Origin of the sequence: Rhizobium tumorigenes, assembly GCF_003240565.2 — a bacterium.
Lineage (GTDB): Bacteria > Pseudomonadota > Alphaproteobacteria > Rhizobiales > Rhizobiaceae > Rhizobium > Rhizobium tumorigenes.
On sequence record NZ_CP117256.1, the window covers coordinates 34,072 to 50,222 of the forward strand.

The following is a 16,151-nucleotide window of genomic DNA, read 5'->3' on the forward strand; positions in this document are numbered from 1 at the left end:
CAACCACGCACAAGGACAACGCTCATGACATCGCTCAACCGCTCCTCCAAGGTCCGCCCCAGCGCCCAACGCGCCGCCACCCTCGATATGGTCCGCCACGCCTGCCCCGACGCAGCCCAGGCCACCCGGATCTGCGAAAGCTTCGGCCTTACCATCGTCGACAGCGATGGTATCCGCGCGCTGCACCGCCGCCAGCTCATCGACAGCGCCGAGGCGCTGAAGGAAGGCCTCGCCGAAAAGGCCATGCAGATCCACATGCAGCGCGTTGTCGGCTCCTTCGTCGGCTCCGCCTATGGCGCCGGGCAATTCTACAGCCGCGCCGTCACCGAGGCGCGCGATCTCACGACCAAACTCTCCAACGACGATCGCGACGAGGATCTCGACGGTCCGGTCGGCTTTGGCAGCCGGGCGCAGCGCAAGCGTGAATTCGCAGCCGATATGGGCCTGCAGGCCCACGTGCTGCGCATGGCGGCCGAAGGTGCCGTCTCGGCCTATGAAGACATCACCGGCGAGACCTGGAAGCCCTACGAGCGCGCCGGTTCGGCGATCGTCGCACCGTCGCTCGACCAAAAGGCCGCATCGGTTCAAATGTCGGCCTTCGACTGAACCAAGCGGCAAACCCGCTTCCACCAGAAAGGCCGGCGTCCTGCGCCGGCTTTTCCGGTGTCACCGGGAGCTGCTGCGGCCGCCGCAGTTCGTCCCGGATTGCGGTCTAGCCGCGTCCGGAAGCAGACCCGCAACGGCATGCCGTCCTCCACTCACGTTCCGGCCCGCTCGCGAGGCTCGAAACGGTTCAACGCCTAAGGCAGCGGGTGCGGCGCCTCCGTCCGCCGCTTCTTCGACCGCCGTGACGAACCGCGATCGGCGCGGTCGACGAAGTGGAGAAACAATGATGAAAGGGAAGATCTCGAAGGAAATGGACGGCAGGACCGAAAGCAGGATCGAACCGCGGACCGATGTCTATGCGCGCATCACCGACAAAATCCTGGCTGCCCTCGAAGACGGCGTGCGTCCCTGGGTGCAGCCCTGGAGTAGCGCACATCTCATCGGCCGCGTCTCGCGACCGTTGCGCCACAACGGCGAACCCTATTCCGGCATCAATGTCTTGCTGCTGTGGTCGGAGACGATGGCCCGCGGCTATGGCGCCTCGACGTGGATGACGTTTCGCCAGGCTCAGGAACTCGGCGCATCCGTGCGAAAGGGCGAGACCGGCTCGATGGTGGTCTATGCAAACCGCGTCATCAAGACCGAAACCGACAGCAGCGGCCAGGATCTCGAGCGTGATATCGTCTTCCTCAAGGCCTACACCGTCTTCAATGTCGAACAGATCGACGGCCTCGGTGACCGTTACGCCGATACAGGGCAGGACATCAACGCGCGGCCCGTCGACAGGATTGCTCATGCCGATGCCTTCTTTTCCGCCATCGGCGCAAGCATCCGCCACGGCGGGGCAGATGCGTTCTACGCGCCGGACGCGGACGTCATCCAGATGCCGCCGATCGAGACGTTCCGGGATGCCGAAATCTACTATGCAACGCTGGCGCATGAGAGCATCCACTGGACAGGCGCGGCGCACCGGCTCGATCGCGACCTGTCCAGATATGCGAAAGATCGAAGCGCCCGCGCCCGGGAAGAGCTGATCGCTGAGTTGGGAGCGGTCTTCCTCGCGGCCGATCTTCGCATCGTTCCGGACATGGAGCCACGGTCTGACCATGCGAGCTACCTTGCTGCCTGGGTTCAGGTGCTTGCAAACGACAAACGCTTCATCGTGCAGGCGGCGGCGCAGGCACAGCGATCCGTCGCCTTTCTTCACGATCTTCAGTCGCAGCCACGACGCGATGCGGCATGGCCTTCGTTTCAGGACACAGGGCGACTGCAATCCGCGTCTGCCAAATCTGATCCGGATGCGCAGGATACGCCTCGGCTGACATAAATCGGCTCTGAAGGAAGGCGCGCCTGCCGCTTCAATGCGCTCGGCAATCCGCACAGCGCGGCGGATTCCAATTTCAGGAATCGCATGGAATACCTATTCTAGGCAATTCGGCATGGAGACCTGGCGATAGAGCTGTTGACCTTTCCGGACATGAATCGCGCTTCGGGCGATATCCTCGAGGCGGCCGTTGTCGAACCGGCCAGCCTGACAAGGCGGGGCAAAGACAAGCTCGTCATCCTGACCGCCGACGACGAAATGCCACTCTGTCCTTCGCACAGGCAGGCCTACGGATTGCTCGGCGCACCGCAAGACAGTCATCGAAAATTGATGACCGGCCTGGACGATATCATCGGGACCGGCAATGCTTGAGCCTGGGCAGATCGTCCGGCTCTTCTATCTTCAGAGCCGCGGCGCGGCGCAAGGAAGAATCCGGGCCCGCAAGGCAAGGCCCATCTGTGTCGTCGTTCGCACCGCCGCCGTGCCGGACGCAGTGTTCCTCTTTCCTATGACGTCGCAATTGCCCGGCACTGACCGGCTGTCCCTTGCCATCGGCCAGATGGAGTGTCGTCGCGCCGGACTGGATTTCCCCTGCTGGATCATCTTGGCGCGTATTATCGGGTAGAGCGGGACATGGCATCGACGTCAAGACGGCCACGCCGATTGGCAGCTTCAGTCCTGGCTTTCTCAAGACCATTGCCAGCACCGTTAAGCAGGCGGCGTCGGCCCGAAAACGCGCAGGCGTCGCGCGATCCTGGCATCGATCAGCCGGCGTCGAAGGAGGCGGGGGGATCGCTGGGCTGGAATGTCGCTGGTGGAGCAACGCCGCGGCTTGCCCTTGCCCTTCCTTTCGACGTGGGCATGGCACGTCCACTGCGGTCTCGATAGGGCATGTCTGACCGAAGAGCGCCTCACGCTGTTCGGCTCGATCGATCCGCGCAACGGCCGGCTCGTTTTCTTCCCCTGGGCGCTGAAGCGCCCATTCCTCGCGAGGCAAGAAAGCCTCGGCCATGGCCGCCCTCCACGTCGTTGCGGCCCTGCGGGTGCGAGCCGATCGTCCCCGGTCTGATCGACAGCCATCGAGATCGCGATGGGCGCGGTCCGATCAACTCGAAAAGGAACACGACAATGGCAAACATCGGCTCTTTCACCGCTTCCGGCAACGGCTTTTCCGGCACCATCAAGACCCTAAACCTCAACGTCAAAGCAACGATCCGCGCCGTGGAGCGCGCGTCCGACAAGGGCCCCGACTTCCGCATCCTTTCAGGCAACGTCGAGTTCGGAGCAGCCTGGCGCAAGAAGTCCGCTGAGGGCCGCGACTATCTCTCCGTCAAGCTGGATGATCCGTCCTTCCCGGCCCCGATCTATGCCACGCTGATCGAGGTCGAAAACGAGAGCGACCTTTCGCTCATCTGGTCCCGGCCAAACAGGGATTAAGCCTGAAACCAACGGGCCCGCCGCAAGGCGGGCCCGTTCCCGTCTCCAATTACCTGTTCATGGCGTCCTTCAACGCCTTGGCCGGCGTGAAGGCCAGCTTCTTGGACGCGGCGACGGTCATGGTCGCGCCCGTTGCCGGATTGCGCCCCTCGCGCTCCGGCGTCTGCTTTACCTTGAATTTGCCGAAGCCCGGCAGGGACGTCTCGCTGCCGGAAAGCGCTGCCGCCGTGATGGCGGCAATCACACCTTCGACGATCGCCTTGCCTTGGATCTTGGTCAGTCCGTGCTCATCGGCGATCTTTTCGGCGATTTCGTTGGTCGTCGTCATTTTTTCCTCCGCATCATGGTTGATAACATGATCACTTGCAGGTCTGGAGGGCCCTGTCATTGCGGCGGCGCAGCAACTTTTACCCGTTCAGGGGGATTTCCACAGATACTCCTAGGAAAATAGCCTCTTGTGCGTTTCCAGACCAGGATTTCGAGAAAAAGCCTGAGGGCCTCTCGCTCGTCTGCGAACAGATGTATTTTTTGCCGACCGCGGCTGCCGATCCGACCCCAGCCCCGCAAAAGCGATGCGTCTCCGAACAATGTCGGCTCTATGGACAGCACATAGTAGCGTGCCATGTTTCTCTTGGCATCGATACATTCCATGTAAAGGTGGTATTGCTGGGTGATCATGGAACCAGCATCGTCGGTGTCGATTCTGGCGTCCAACGAGATTTTTGAATCGATTTCGATCAACCGATTCAAAAAAGTTGCGGATCGATATCGACAAGGGCGCTCAAGCCTCCAGCCCTCACAGAACCGGCAGGTCCGGGATATCCCCTTCGGCGACGCGCCATATCCAGGGCTCGATATCCGGCCGCGCGGCTATCATGTCGCTCAGCGCCGCCTCGAAAGCCTCGTCGGCGTCGGGAGGAACAATGTAAAGGGCAACCGGACCTTGCCGGCGATGGGGCAGGGCGGCTGCGGCAATCGGCTTTGTAGACGGAAGATTGAAGCGAAGACCTTTGACGCTCTTCTGGCTGAGCCGTGCCAGCCGTTCCACCAGCCGTTGTTCGTGGATATTCTCGATGGGGATCCATTGTTCGGAGGTACACATGAGGCTGACGTCTTCGGCCACGATCAATCCTGAAGCGCTGAGGCCGAATGTCGCGATGAGAATGAGATGCGAACCAACCTCGGCTTTCCAGAGTTCCAGTTCGCGGGCGTAGCGTGCCTGAAGCCGCCTCAAGGTCGTGTCCTCCAGGAAGAGTGGATATCCGGGCATGTGCTTGACGACGATCTTCTGACCGCTGCGCGCCGTTGCGAAGTCCTTGACCTCGCCGATCAAGAGCATGAGGTCTCTCACCCCGTTGCTTGCTGGCCGCAGCGCAGACAGCGCTTGGGCGCGTCGCCGTTCGATGTCCGGCTTGTCGGCGGCACGAAACGTTTCGGGCACGTATAACCGTTCTGCCAGGCCGCGGCCTTTGACGCTCATTTCCCTGGCGGCGTCCGCCAGATGAGCATGGACCTGGAACCAGTGCCGTTTGCCCGCCCAATGCGCCGTCCATTCCGTCAGGCCTGCCTGATGCCAGAGGTAGTGAAGAACCCCCCGCAAAGACAACTTTCTCGCCTCGTTCTTGACCGGGCCTTCGCTGGCCTGGATATCTGCAAGAGGCGCGCGGGGGCCGCGCTTGGTCAGCGAAAAGTCGAGCTTCAAGGCCGCGGTTCCATCGGCTGCATCGATATGGATCGCATTGCCGATCAAGGGTCCAAGCCCCGAAAGTTCGTAGGGCGCCTCGTAGGACGGGCACGCAACATGATGATCGCTGCCGGTGAGCGGCATTCGCTTGACGATCGGCTCCTCGCCGATCCGTGCGATATACATGGGAATGCCCGCAGACTGGCACAGGCAAAAGGGACGTATCTTTCGCGCATAGGCATCCGCAAGGATGTCGAGGGCAGCAGGGTGATCGTCTTCCACGACCACTGAACCGATCCGATAGCGCCTTGTCAATATCGTCGCCTTCCTTTGGCCGATTGGGCGTTGGCGGGTCTGTCGGGGGCACACGAGACAAACCTTCCTGCTGGCGATGGAGCATTTTGATCCCAACGAAAACGCCGCCTCAAGGTCGCGCGGCCCCTCCAATTTCGCCTCCTCTCCGCTCCGGCGAAATCGGCACCTCCGCACGCCGGCTCCGCCGGTCGCTGTCGCGAACCTTGACCCGTCATTCCCTTTGGGACCCGCGGGACATCATCTTCCACAAACGTCAAGGAGACGAAGATGACGATCGAACAGCACATCGACGAGTTGCGTATCGAACTCCGGAATGCACCGAGCACCGAGGAGCGGCAGCAGATCGAAGCCGAGCTTGCCGATGCGATCGTCGAGCTGGAGAGCCTCGCCCCCGACTAGGGGCAATGCGCCGGATCGACCGGCTCGCCATCCTTGAAGAGCCCGACCGGCTCAATAGCCATTGTCCGTCAGATAGGCATCGATCGCAGCTGTCATGATCGTAGTCATCTTGACATCGTTTTCGGTTGCCGCACGCACGAGACGCGCCTTGGTTGAATAATCCAGAGCGACGTTGACATAAAATTTGATGCTTCGTTGTCTTGCGCGGCTAAGGTCGCTCAAGCGCAATCTGGCGTCTTCCCGGCCGATGGCGCGATTCTCCGCCGCCCGCCGCCGTTCGTCTGCCGGCAACCTCGGCAGCACAGTCGGAGCTGACTCCGCAGGCCCCGTCGTATCCGACGTTTCAACCTCCGGCGCTGCATCCGGCGCAGCCGAGTTGCTCGTGGCGTCACCAGGCGGCCTGCGGCGCGGCGCCATTGCAAAATCGCCGAGATCGAGACCTGGCTTGCTCATGCGGCGACCTCATCGCTCACCGCGAGCCGCCGGCGCTCGATCTCGTCGACCAATGCCCGGACTTCCGCCCGGCCTTTCCTGACCGGCTCGGTGAGTTCCTGCATCTGCAGCGTTCCCAGACCATTTTGAATTTCTCGATAAATGTTGCGCTCGAAGAGCTCGGTATCAACGAGATCGGTCTGATAATCTCCCGCCTTCAAACCGGCGACGAACGGGCGGATGTATCGATAGGCCTCCAGATTGCGTGCCGTCAGGGTCACGCGCGTCCTGATGTTCAAATGCTGAATGGTCAGTCCCAGTCGGTCGTTCAGCTCGTTGACGGCGGCGACAGTCTGACCCGCTGCCTCGATCTCTTTGATTGCCGGTTGGACAGGAGACAGAACAAGATCCGAAGAACGCAGGATGGTGGTCTGCAAGGTGCTGTCGACGCCCGCAGCGTCTATGATGATCAGGTCGACGGATTTGCCGCGCTCTCGAATCAAGTTTTCGATGGCGGTGTGCGTCACGGCAACCGCAACTTCAATGTTCTCGGCAGCATTGCCCTTCGCATTGCAGAGCATCCACCAGCCGGACAGGTTCTGCCGTTGGTCTGCATCTACGAGAAGGACGCGCTCCTGGCGAAGGGCGTACTCTCCCGCGATTAATGTTACCAGGGTCGTCTTGCCCGCCCCGCCTTTGTTGCTGACTGCCGCGTAAACCCTGGCCATGGTCTCTCCCTGCTGCCATCCAGCGCTGCCCGCGTTCACGAGGCAGCCCGGATAAAAACTGCCGACCGGATAACCAATATAGTCATATTTTAGCGTGAGGCGCAACAGCAGTTTTTGCGGCGAGTATCGTGTGAGAGATCTCTCACAGGTCTCAAATGCATCTCCAATTCATGTCGCACATTCACATGCCACGCCCACACGACCAATTCGAGTGAGTGACTGGAACCAGATTTAAGGCATATAACTCAATTCTATACCGGGTTCACTGCCCGGGTCGCAGGCGATCTGTCGATTCGTCTCTCCGAGGCAGGCCTCTGTCTGGGAGACGGTACTGGCTGCTTTCACTGCTCGGCGGCCGTTGTGAATGCGGCTTGCGTTGAGTGACTAAATTGGTTATATTTCTTTGGCAGGATACGCAAATTTGTGATACAAATTAGCTACAATCGACGGACGAGCCGTCGATGGCGCCACCGTGCCCAATCGGGAGGCAATGTTGCGACGAGGCAATCGCAAAAGCATGGCCGCCAAGATCGCCGCGCATCGACCCGCGGGCGGGCGGGAAAAGGTTGTCCATGCCCGGTACAGTTCCTCTGAATTTGCCGCGATCGAACACGCGGCCGCATCGGCTGGAATGACGGTCTCGGGCTTTCTGCGGTCGCTGAGCCTAGACGGGGCAGGGGTTTTGCCGTTTCTGACCGATGAGGATCGCGCGGTTCTGGCGCTGATCCGATCGGAGTTGAGAGCAATAGGTGTGAACCTGAACGGGCTAGCCCGCGCTGCCAATCACGGCGCCGGCCCGGCAAAGACTGATCTGTCCGAAGCGGTCGCGCGCCTATGGCCGGCACTTGCGGCAGTCGCTTTCGAGCTTGATCGCTATACGGCCCGCATCGCTAGAAAACAAAGCGGGGCACCGTAATGGAACTGTTTTTTGGAGCGTTCACGACTGAGTGGGAGCGCAAGCGCGCTGCCTTCCTGCACGACCTTTCCCTCGGCAAGCGCAAGCCAGTCGACGACGAGGGACGGCGTCGGCGCAGTGCTTCTGTCGTTGCGACAGGTCCGAATGGCTTGCCGTTCTCTCGCAGGAGGACGGCTGGTCTCGGGCCTTCGGGGGTGGGGATTGGCTCATCCGCGCGCACCATGAAGATGCGGTTGACCGAGGTTGCCGCCGGGAGCCAGCCAGCCGTGGTCAAGATGGCGTCGTACGGGGGCGGCAGTCGGTTCGGGGCGATGGTCAACTACATTGCCCGTAACGGTGAAGTGGAGCTCGAGAACGAGCGAGGAGAAAAGTTGCATGGTCGTCACGCGCTCGCCTCGATCGCTGCCGAATGGGATCACCTGATGAAAAACCGTGCCGAGAGCCGCGACATCGCATCGTTTCGGATCGCGGTCGAAACCAGGGTGGACGAAGGCGATCGTCATCACGCCCTCGGCCGTAAAATTATCAAGTGGGCCGTGGGCGATCGTTCGTTTGCCTTTGCCGTATCACCTCGGACGGACGGTTCGGGCTACGACGTCGAGGGACTGGTTGTCCTGAGAAGCCCAGGCGGAGAGCGCCTGACAGGGGACGCAAAAGCGTCCCGGATCGTGCAGTTGCGGATGGAGGAGGCCCGACAGTTGAAACGCGGGGGTGCTGGGATACCCGAAGCCGTGCGTTTCCAATTTACGGGTTACGGCAACGGGACAGATTACGGTACCCGCCGTCTGCGCACGCTCGTCGAGAAACATGGCGGTCGAGTCGAGGAGGACACAGGAAAAGCCGTCGCTGACGCCAAGGCCGCGGGTGACCTCGTACAGAAGGTCTGGCGGGAGCAGCTTCACGGCCGCAAGCCGCGCGATGTCATGCATCTGATCCTGTCGGCGCGGCCGGGAACGGATATTGCCGCGTTCCATAGCGCTTCGCGTGAGTTTCTGTCAGCGCAGTTCGATGGACACCGGTATGTCTTTTCCATTCACGATCCGGTCAAAGACCCGAAGCCCGAACAGGCGGGCGGCAAGCGCCCGCACGTCCATGTACATGCGATCGTGGCGATGCGCTCGGACTTCGGCGACCGCATCGAGACGACGATCCAGTCGTTTCGACGATGGCGGGAAGGCATGGCTGAGAAAGCCCGCGAGCAGGGAATTAGGATGGAGATGACCGATCGTCGCGAACGCGCTGCTGCGGCCGCCTATCGCCGGGGGCAGGTCCGTCCCATAAGCACTCTTGGGAGAACGCAACATGAAGGCACAAGCGAGGCAGCCCAAGGCCGCTACGATGCCAAGTGCGGCGACGCCCGCGCCTTCGCGCGCTCCGAGCAGAGCCGCTCTTATATGCACGCGGCGCGCAGGGCCTGGGCAGAGGTGGCGGAGAAGGGTGGCAGCGACACCGTCGTCTCCTTCGCAAAGGCTCAGCTTCTTCGTCTCGGGGAGCAGGAAATGAGTGGAGAGCGGCGTGTTGCGCACGCCGGCCCATCCGACCATCCGCGTTCGCAGGCGAGGACTGATCTGGTTACACTGATGACTATAGTTTCGGAGGGTGATGAAATGCGCCAAATGTCGCGTTCGGAATTCGAATCCTATGAAAAGAGGGTCGAGACGGCTCTGTTTCATGCAGAGCGAATAGCGCCGGCCGACCAGTTCCCGGACTTCGATGAGATTGCCCGAGCTGCGCGCGCCCACGTCAATGTCCATCGCGAACTGATGGAGCTGCGGGAGCAGGAAATTGGCCGGGGGGTTCGACGGGAGCCAGATCGTCAACATCAACATCAACATCAAGATCGAGGCGATGAAAACAAGGCCTGGGATGAAGCCGTGTCTCGCCACGGTCTCCAGGCGGTGGAGGCCGCCAACAAAATCATGCTTGACGTGGAATATGCGCGCGAAAGGATCGAACGCGCGGATGCTGGAGAAATAAAGGCCGACAGGCAATCTCTCAGATTAAACCTGGAAGCCGAGATGGCTCGTGCCGGAGAGCTCGGAGCAGCGGGCAACGGCCTTATCCGTGAGATAGCGCAAGTTGATGGCGAGCTCCGTATCGCAATCGAAGCCGCGGAGCGCTCCAGGGAGCGGAGTGCCACCCATCGTCAGTCGGACGACGGTCCAATACCCAGCCAGGCGCATTCTAAGGATTCTCTGGTTGGGGAGCGACAGAATCCTGCAGGGGGACGGCAGGAAGTTGAGGGCCAAGCCGAAAACAAGCATCACGCTCTCCGAGAAGAGCGCGTATCCCCCGCGCCGGGCGATACGACCCGCGCTGATCCGGCCAAGCCTGTACCTCGTCTGGAGGCGCTGCAGCGCGAGGTGGACGAGAGAAAAGAACGCTATCTGGATGATGGTGAGCGGTAGAGGATCCCAGGCAGAACGGAGGTGGTCCCGCGCGTCGTTGGCTGCGAAGACAAATTTTTGTTCCACTCGTCGGTTGAGTTGGATATTTCAATCTTCGTTCGAGACAATTCGTTGCGCCGGATCGAGACCGACATCGGCTGGATCTGGAACAGTCTGTCGAAAGATTTCTTCGATGCTGCGGCGTTGCGAAGGCGTCCGGCTCTTGCGGCCAGCGGCCTTTGAGATCGCCGTCTCAAGTGCCTTTGCCGTCGCGTTCAAATCGTCTTCGAGCCCATCTGCGGATCCCGCCTTGGATCTGTTAGGCCGGTTCTGGTGCCGTTCTGCCAATATTTTTTCCCCGGGAAGGGGCATCTGGATGATCGCCTTTGCAACGACAATATCTTCGGTTGGACCTGCTTTTTGCGGCGGCTGAGCGACCGCAGCCATGACTGAAAGGTCAAGATTATCGGCGTGTTCTTGTCCATAACTGGCTTGTGCTGCCGGGACAGGACGGGGTGATAAGAACTCGACATCCGGAATGTCAGGCTGATTTTCCTTTGAATATGCGGCGGCGCCTTTGAACGGCTCAGCGTCGAAATATTTCAGCTTCTCCGCGAGGATGGGTCTTTGGCCCTCGACCAATATGATCAGGCGATCCTCCGGCATTTGTCTGACTTCCTGGGGCATCATAAGGTCTCTTTCTCGGATCTGCTCGACCTTGGTTCTGCGCGGTAGCCCCATCAGTTCCAGGGTGCGCGATTGCGAATAATAGCGAATTGTGCGTTTCCCCAGCGCCCGCGAGGCGTAGTCTGCCGTCGCCTGATCGTTTGCGCCAAGGATAATCTGAAGGCCGCAGTTTCCAAGCAGGGAATGACGGGCGGTCTCGCCGTAGATCTCATCTAGATTCTTTAGATCCTGAATTATGAAAGCCATCTTGATATTATAGCCGGCGACATAGGGTAGCTTGTTCATGATCTCATCCATTCTCTTCAGCTGCCGGAATTCGTCGAGCAGAAAATAGACGGGAAGGGCGTCCGGGTTATGCTGGCGTGTCAAAAGGTCCATCACCTGTTGCACGAAGAGGCTCAGAAGCGGGCGCAGAATGGTAACGTCCGTGATATTGGGAGCCAGATAGACGGTCACCGGCTTGCGGTGCATCGATGCAAGGTCGATTTCCGTCACACTGGTTGCTGCGATCACACGTTCGTTGCGGAACGGCTGCATTGCCTTTTGAATGTCGAGGAGTGCCGAACGAGCGGCGCGCTCGTTCAAGGATATATAGGCGTTGAAGCTATCTGTCGTGAATCGCGACAAATCCGGCTCGGTTTCGACGACGAGCTTCATCAGGACCTGTAAGTCGACGCCAGCGTTCAGGATACTGCTTACCTCGCCAAGCGTGCGCCGGCCCTTGTAGTGCCGGCTTTCCAGCACATAGCTGATGATGCCGGCGATCACCTGCTGGGCCGTGCCCTGCCAGACCGCATTGTCGGAGCCAATGGTCTCGGGGATCAGAATGCTGGCGATGTTCTGAATATCGATCGTCCGATTGCCTCGATCGGCCCGCACAAAGTCGAGCGGATTCCAGCGATGGGTTCGCGCAGATCCGGGCGAGAACAGATATACTTGATGGCCTGCCGCTTTCCGATGACCAGCCGTATGCTTGTAAATCTCGCCCTTGAGATCTGTCACAAGCATTGAACCCTGATGTGTCAGCGCATTGGGAATGACGTAACCGACCCCCTTGCCCGAGCGTGTCGGACCGACAACGAGATGATGGCGATCGTCCTGCCGACGAAGAATATGCCTGCCAAGACGGCCGACGACTAGGCCTTCCTTGCGCAGCCATTTTCCGTGCCGAAGGGTCGCCAGATTTTGAAATGCCGCGTCGCCAAGTGGGTTGGTCGGGCGGCGCAGCCCAAACGCCCCAACGGCCACCGACAGAAGGCTTGCCGGAACAAGAGCCATCAACGCTGCGATCTGGAGGTTCCTGTTGTTTGGGTAGAGCCAGATCTGTTGAAACGGAGCGAAAGGGTTGCTCGTCACCGTCAGATGCAGAATGCGGCCGTCCTTATAGATGAGCTCCAAGGCGACGCCGTATGCAATCATCCAAACCGCCGTGGCGGTCAGCAGACAAAATGTCAGATAGATGAATTGATATGAGCGGCTCACCGGCCTGACCGCGCATAAAAGATCTCCGAGATGCCGCGCTTGCCGCCGTCCCGCCGTAGCTGGATCACGATCGGGATGACCATCTGGATATAGGACATGAGATCCTGCTTGTTGTAGCCGGCGGACATGCCACCTTGCATCATCATCATGGCGAGTTGCTCATAGGCCCCAAGCGGGGTATCGGCATGCACGGTCGACATGCTGCCGGGATGGCCGGTATTGATGGCTCTAAGAAAGGCAAAGGCCTCGGTACCCCGGATCTCGCCGACGAACAACCGATCGGGTCGCATGCGCAACGAGGCTTCGAGCAAACTCTGGATCGTGACATGCGCCGTTCCCTGATCTCCTCTGGATGCCAGCAGATGCACGACATTGCGTTGGGGCGGAAACAGTTCCCGGGTGTCTTCCAACGTCAGAATGCGCTCGCGATGGTCTATTGATCGAAGGCAGGCATTGAGGAACGTCGTCTTGCCGGACGAAGTCCCGCCACTAATCAGGATGGAGACACGATTTCGGATAGCGGCATCGATGAATGCATAGATGTCTCCGTCGTCAAGCCGTTGCATAAGGCCCTGCTCTATATGGTTCAGGCCGCCGCCGCGGGCAATCGCGACGCGCTCCAGCCCGCCATTGTCGCGGTAATCTTCCAGCGTGAAACTGCTCCGCACCTGCTTGCGAATGGAGATTGCGCCGCCGTCGGGTGCTGCGGGCGGAAGGACGATCTGGATGCGCTCGCCCGTGGGCAAGGCAGCGCTGAGGATCGGGCTTGCCCGGCTGATGAATTGATGGGTGACACCGGCGACACGCTCCCCGATATGCTCGATCTCGGTGGACGAAAGCTCCGAAATGCAATGGTGCTCCATTGCTGCGGCGCCCAGGCGCTCAACAAACACCTCCCCTGGCCGGTTGATGGAGACTTCCACCACATCGGGATCGGTGAGGAACGGCGCGATCGGCGCCAGTGCTCGCCCGAGAAAATACAGAGGGCCGCTATCGTCCGGATGCCGCCTGGCGAATGCCTCGCTCATGCTTGATCTCCTTCAACGCCTCCTCGACCGGATCCGGATACATCGCCGAGAAGTCGAGGTCCTGACGGACATAGGCAAAAATCCGCTCACCCTGGGCGACGGAGATCGTCGGCGGGATCTTCACGTTCTCACCCAAGGCCTGATTGGCCATGTCGGAAAAGGTGCGGGCGATCGTCTCCCGGGCGAGGTCCGCAGCGCGATCGGAATTGGTTTCGCTGCTGCCGTTGTTATACTGACCGCTTCCATAACCGGTGAGATAGCTGGAGCCGGCGCCGACAATGGACAGAAGGATAGCCGACCCGAACCGCTCGCGCCATTTGTTGTCGATCAAGCCGGTCAAGCCTGAGCGACCCAGGCTGTCTGTCCCGATGCTGTTCAATCGCACCGATACGCCATCGTCGCGCAGGAGGCGCGTCCAGATTACAAAGATGCGCTTTTGACCTCTCGTAACGTCTGACTGATACTCGCCGATCAGGCGCGTTCCCGTCGGTATCAGGATACGGCGTCCATCGAAAGAATAGACATCCTGCGAAACGATTGCCCGGATCTGGCCAGGCAAATCGCTGTTGATAGCAGTCTCCAGAATTCCCGGGATCAACGTCCCCTCCGGTATCATCGCATCGATGCGCGCAATCTGCCGTGCCTTCGCTGCCCGATCGCCGATGGCAGACGCGTTTGCAAGGAACTTGCTGTTGCGATCTTCACCAGCGACCGTAGGACCACTCTCGGCGCCCGATCCCAGAGACCCGTTCGCACTATCGGCCTTAGCTGAGTCGATTATGACCTGCTTGGAAAGGAAGCGCTTTGGAAACTCTTCGACCTTGGGTGTTTCTGCGGGCGGCGCGGCGTCGTCCGTTTGTATTTCCCCGGGAGGCGGCGGGACTTCGAATTCAGTCGTGTCGGATTGTTTCGGGGCCGGCGGCGGATCGGGAAGTTTGATGACGGGCTCCGGCTGTCTTTCAGGCGGCTTGTCCTGTTCCCGCAGAAAAGAAGGCGGCCGGAAGGTGGTGGTCGAAAATTCCTCATCGCCGTTCATGACATCGCGCGCTTGCCTTTGAGGTGCAAAGACGATCGCATAGGCAAGCGCTGCACCACCCAGCAACAGGGCGGCGCTGCCGAAGACCTGCTTTGTGCGCGCGCGCTTGTCCTCAATTTCCGTCGCATCGGCTGCCATCATGGCTTCAAGTTCAGGTGCCGACTTCATCCGTTGCCGCTCCATTTGCGTGCGCGTGCCTTCTCGTCGTGGAGCGGGGCCATGATATTCGGATCGGGAGCACCGAAATCAGGCTTTCTGAGATTGAAGATGCAGGTCCAGGTCGTCCCGTCACGCAGGGTAAATTGGGTCGCTGTGCCATCGACGACGATGTACTCACGTTCCCGTCGATAGTTGAGGAGGGTTTCCGAAAAATCTGAATTGACGACAAAAATGGCCGGCACCTTGTGACCAAATTTAAAGAAGGTTTTCCTTCCATCGTCAAAAACCATGGCCGGCTTGAGCCCGTTGCCGGAAAAAGAATAATCTATATTGACGTTTGTCTTGTCGATGTCTGAAATGTTTGGACTTGCAGCACGCTCCTCCGCCTCCTTCCGCAATGAGGCGTTCAAATCCTTTTCCGGATATATGAACCGGATGCCGAACACCTTCTTTCCTGCGTCGGGCGCAAAATCGTTGAGCTCGAGGTAGTAGATCCGCTTGTTGGTGACGACGTTGAGGTTGGTCGTGACGTTCCTGCCCTTTGGCTTGACGAAGAGGATATTACCCTTGTCGGTCGGGACGACATCCCAGCTTTCTGTGTCTCCAAGCGCGATGGTCTCGAATTTCTCGTCTTCGTCAAAGATGATCATGGTCGAGATCCCGTATGTGGCAAATACCTTCACGACGTTGTTGGGCTGATAGACGACGCTTGTGACGCGTGGATCGAGGCGGCCGGCGACTGGTGTCTGCAGGGCGTTGACAGGGCCAACCATGACCAGAGGGGTTGCGGCCACCAGGCGAAGGAGGGTGGCTCTCATGGATTGCCCTCCGTGACAGTCTCCTGATCGCGTCGATAGTCGTAGACTTGGAAACCGAGAGGGTTTTCGAACCGCCATTCGTTCGTCGCCGGTGTGTCTGTGTACCGATAGCGGACGACAGCTATCCAGTGCCGGGGAATCGTCTCGCTGTCGGACGTTTCATAGGTTGCAAAGCGAACGATGCCTGTGCTGCTGTTTGGCAAGGTCACGGAAGCAATCTCGGTGGTGATACGCTTATTTTTCCCGTAAGTCCGAGCTGGGTTTTTGACATTTGCGGCACTGTAGAGATCCTGCAAGTCGGACGCTGCCTTGCCTGTCGAGAGAAGTGCGGCGATACCGAAGTTCTGCTCGATTGCGTAGGGATCGTAGCCTTCACGTGCACGGATGTAGCGCACGATGTTTGCCTGTGTGATCGCCTGCTGTTCGGTCAGGTTGGTCGGTCGTGTAAGACCGGACTTGACCTCCAAGTAGCCTGTGTTCTTGTCGACCTCGACGATGTAGGGCTCGAAGGTTTTGAGCGGCACCAACATGACCAATGCAAGCAGGCTCAGGATGGTTATGCCCGCAAAGATCATGGTGACAAACCAGGCAAGCGAGCGCGAGCGTTTCGCCCGCTTCACGATTTCCTGCTCCCAGATATCGCCGCTCTGGTAGTAGGATATGAGTTTGATGTCTCTTGGATCTGCCATCGTTCCCCATGCTTTCGAACGAGC

At 59.6% G+C, this 16,151-nt stretch carries 18 protein-coding genes; 8 read left to right on the top strand and 10 right to left on the bottom strand.

The annotated features are described in order from the left end of the window. Positions 1-24: 24 nt before the first annotated feature. From PR017_RS17880 to PR017_RS17900, 5 genes are all read left to right on the top strand, one after another. Positions 25-606, top strand: a complete 582-nt coding sequence (locus PR017_RS17880) for a hypothetical protein (RefSeq protein ID WP_111217261.1) — start codon at positions 25-27, stop codon at positions 604-606. A gap of 283 nt (positions 607-889) precedes the next feature. Then, positions 890-1,933 (top strand): ArdC family protein, encoded by a 1,044-nt coding sequence (locus PR017_RS17885; protein WP_240538877.1) that lies wholly within the window; start codon positions 890-892, stop codon positions 1,931-1,933. Between the two features lie 150 nt (positions 1,934-2,083). Then, complete coding sequence (locus tag PR017_RS17890; protein WP_240538878.1) at positions 2,084-2,302, top strand: prevent-host-death protein; 219 nt, start codon at positions 2,084-2,086, stop codon at positions 2,300-2,302. Next, positions 2,295-2,555: a hypothetical protein gene (locus PR017_RS17895; protein WP_206423121.1), complete on the top strand. Its 261-nt coding sequence runs from the start codon at positions 2,295-2,297 to the stop codon at positions 2,553-2,555. The genes PR017_RS17890 and PR017_RS17895 overlap by 8 nt, the downstream gene beginning before the upstream one ends. A 503-nt stretch (positions 2,556-3,058) precedes the next feature. Continuing rightward, positions 3,059-3,367, top strand: a complete 309-nt coding sequence (locus PR017_RS17900; RefSeq protein ID WP_111217265.1) for a DUF736 domain-containing protein — start codon at positions 3,059-3,061, stop codon at positions 3,365-3,367. 49 nt (positions 3,368-3,416) lie between these two features. Here PR017_RS17900 and PR017_RS17905 read toward each other — a convergent pair whose 3' ends face one another. Genes PR017_RS17905 through PR017_RS17915 form a run of 3 tightly spaced genes read right to left on the bottom strand, consistent with a single transcriptional unit; the run spans position 3,417 to position 5,366 of the window. Further along, positions 3,417-3,695 (bottom strand): HU family DNA-binding protein, encoded by a 279-nt coding sequence (locus tag PR017_RS17905; protein WP_111217267.1) that lies wholly within the window; start codon positions 3,693-3,695, stop codon positions 3,417-3,419. A 56-nt stretch (positions 3,696-3,751) separates the two neighbouring features. Further along, complete coding sequence (locus PR017_RS17910; RefSeq protein ID WP_341798960.1) at positions 3,752-4,108, bottom strand: WGR domain-containing protein; 357 nt, start codon at positions 4,106-4,108, stop codon at positions 3,752-3,754. 55 nt (positions 4,109-4,163) lie between these two features. Beyond that, positions 4,164-5,366 (bottom strand): DUF1173 domain-containing protein, encoded by a 1,203-nt coding sequence (locus PR017_RS17915; protein WP_111217269.1) that lies wholly within the window; start codon positions 5,364-5,366, stop codon positions 4,164-4,166. 267 nt (positions 5,367-5,633) lie between these two features. On the opposite strand from PR017_RS17915, the gene PR017_RS17920 reads away from it, so the two are divergent. Beyond that, positions 5,634-5,765 (top strand): hypothetical protein, encoded by a 132-nt coding sequence (locus PR017_RS17920; protein WP_275113008.1) that lies wholly within the window; start codon positions 5,634-5,636, stop codon positions 5,763-5,765. 51 nt (positions 5,766-5,816) lie between these two features. Here the strand turns inward: PR017_RS17920 and PR017_RS17925 are convergent, their stop codons facing one another. Further along, a complete protein-coding gene (locus tag PR017_RS17925) occupies positions 5,817-6,218 on the bottom strand; it encodes a hypothetical protein (protein ID WP_111217271.1) in 402 nt (133 codons plus the stop codon). After that, on the bottom strand, positions 6,215-6,925 hold the full coding sequence (locus PR017_RS17930) for a ParA family protein (protein WP_111217273.1): 711 nt from the start codon (positions 6,923-6,925) through the stop codon (positions 6,215-6,217). Before PR017_RS17930 ends, PR017_RS17925 begins: the two co-directional genes overlap by 4 nt. A 517-nt stretch (positions 6,926-7,442) precedes the next feature. On the opposite strand from PR017_RS17930, the gene PR017_RS17935 reads away from it, so the two are divergent. Next, positions 7,443-7,841 (top strand): plasmid mobilization protein, encoded by a 399-nt coding sequence (locus PR017_RS17935; protein WP_111217275.1) that lies wholly within the window; start codon positions 7,443-7,445, stop codon positions 7,839-7,841. Beyond that, positions 7,841-10,249 (top strand): relaxase/mobilization nuclease domain-containing protein, encoded by a 2,409-nt coding sequence (locus PR017_RS17940; protein WP_111217277.1) that lies wholly within the window; start codon positions 7,841-7,843, stop codon positions 10,247-10,249. The genes PR017_RS17935 and PR017_RS17940 overlap by 1 nt, the downstream gene beginning before the upstream one ends. Positions 10,250-10,336: 87 nt before the next feature. Here the strand turns inward: PR017_RS17940 and PR017_RS17945 are convergent, their stop codons facing one another. The 5 genes from PR017_RS17945 to PR017_RS17965 are packed head-to-tail and all read right to left on the bottom strand — an operon-like array spanning position 10,337 to position 16,127. After that, on the bottom strand, positions 10,337-12,397 hold the full coding sequence (locus PR017_RS17945) for a type IV secretory system conjugative DNA transfer family protein (RefSeq protein WP_111217279.1): 2,061 nt from the start codon (positions 12,395-12,397) through the stop codon (positions 10,337-10,339). After that, entirely contained in the window at positions 12,394-13,425 is a 1,032-nt protein-coding gene (gene virB11 / locus PR017_RS17950; protein WP_111217281.1) for a P-type DNA transfer ATPase VirB11, read from the bottom strand. The genes PR017_RS17945 and virB11 overlap by 4 nt, the downstream gene beginning before the upstream one ends. Continuing rightward, positions 13,388-14,629 (bottom strand): type IV secretion system protein VirB10, encoded by a 1,242-nt coding sequence (gene virB10, locus PR017_RS17955; protein ID WP_111217283.1) that lies wholly within the window; start codon positions 14,627-14,629, stop codon positions 13,388-13,390. The genes virB11 and virB10 overlap by 38 nt, the downstream gene beginning before the upstream one ends. Next, positions 14,626-15,438, bottom strand: coding sequence for a TrbG/VirB9 family P-type conjugative transfer protein (locus tag PR017_RS17960; protein WP_425070043.1), 813 nt, complete (start codon positions 15,436-15,438; stop codon positions 14,626-14,628). The genes virB10 and PR017_RS17960 overlap by 4 nt, the downstream gene beginning before the upstream one ends. Then, a complete protein-coding gene (locus tag PR017_RS17965; protein ID WP_111217285.1) occupies positions 15,435-16,127 on the bottom strand; it encodes a VirB8 family type IV secretion system protein in 693 nt (230 codons plus the stop codon). The genes PR017_RS17960 and PR017_RS17965 overlap by 4 nt, the downstream gene beginning before the upstream one ends. Between the last annotated feature and the right edge of the window lie 24 nt (positions 16,128-16,151).

Bases quoted from the DNA above. Each gene is read 5' to 3' on its own strand.
- PR017_RS17880 (WP_111217261.1), top strand. From the start codon at position 25: ATGACATCGCTCAACCGCTCCTCCAAGGTCCGCCCCAGCGCCCAACGC.
- PR017_RS17885 (WP_240538877.1), top strand. From the start codon at position 890: ATGATGAAAGGGAAGATCTCGAAGGAAATGGACGGCAGGACCGAAAGC.
- PR017_RS17890 (WP_240538878.1), top strand. From the start codon at position 2,084: ATGAATCGCGCTTCGGGCGATATCCTCGAGGCGGCCGTTGTCGAACCG.
- PR017_RS17895 (WP_206423121.1), top strand. From the start codon at position 2,295: ATGCTTGAGCCTGGGCAGATCGTCCGGCTCTTCTATCTTCAGAGCCGC.
- PR017_RS17900 (WP_111217265.1), top strand. From the start codon at position 3,059: ATGGCAAACATCGGCTCTTTCACCGCTTCCGGCAACGGCTTTTCCGGC.
- PR017_RS17905 (WP_111217267.1), bottom strand. From the start codon at position 3,695: ATGACGACGACCAACGAAATCGCCGAAAAGATCGCCGATGAGCACGGA.
- PR017_RS17920 (WP_275113008.1), top strand. From the start codon at position 5,634: ATGACGATCGAACAGCACATCGACGAGTTGCGTATCGAACTCCGGAAT.
- PR017_RS17925 (WP_111217271.1), bottom strand. From the start codon at position 6,218: ATGAGCAAGCCAGGTCTCGATCTCGGCGATTTTGCAATGGCGCCGCGC.
- PR017_RS17930 (WP_111217273.1), bottom strand. From the start codon at position 6,925: ATGGCCAGGGTTTACGCGGCAGTCAGCAACAAAGGCGGGGCGGGCAAG.
- PR017_RS17935 (WP_111217275.1), top strand. From the start codon at position 7,443: ATGGCCGCCAAGATCGCCGCGCATCGACCCGCGGGCGGGCGGGAAAAG.
- PR017_RS17940 (WP_111217277.1), top strand. From the start codon at position 7,841: ATGGAACTGTTTTTTGGAGCGTTCACGACTGAGTGGGAGCGCAAGCGC.
- virB11 (WP_111217281.1), bottom strand. From the start codon at position 13,425: ATGAGCGAGGCATTCGCCAGGCGGCATCCGGACGATAGCGGCCCTCTG.
- virB10 (WP_111217283.1), bottom strand. From the start codon at position 14,629: ATGAAGTCGGCACCTGAACTTGAAGCCATGATGGCAGCCGATGCGACG.
- PR017_RS17960 (WP_425070043.1), bottom strand. From the start codon at position 15,438: ATGAGAGCCACCCTCCTTCGCCTGGTGGCCGCAACCCCTCTGGTCATG.
- PR017_RS17965 (WP_111217285.1), bottom strand. From the start codon at position 16,127: ATGGCAGATCCAAGAGACATCAAACTCATATCCTACTACCAGAGCGGC.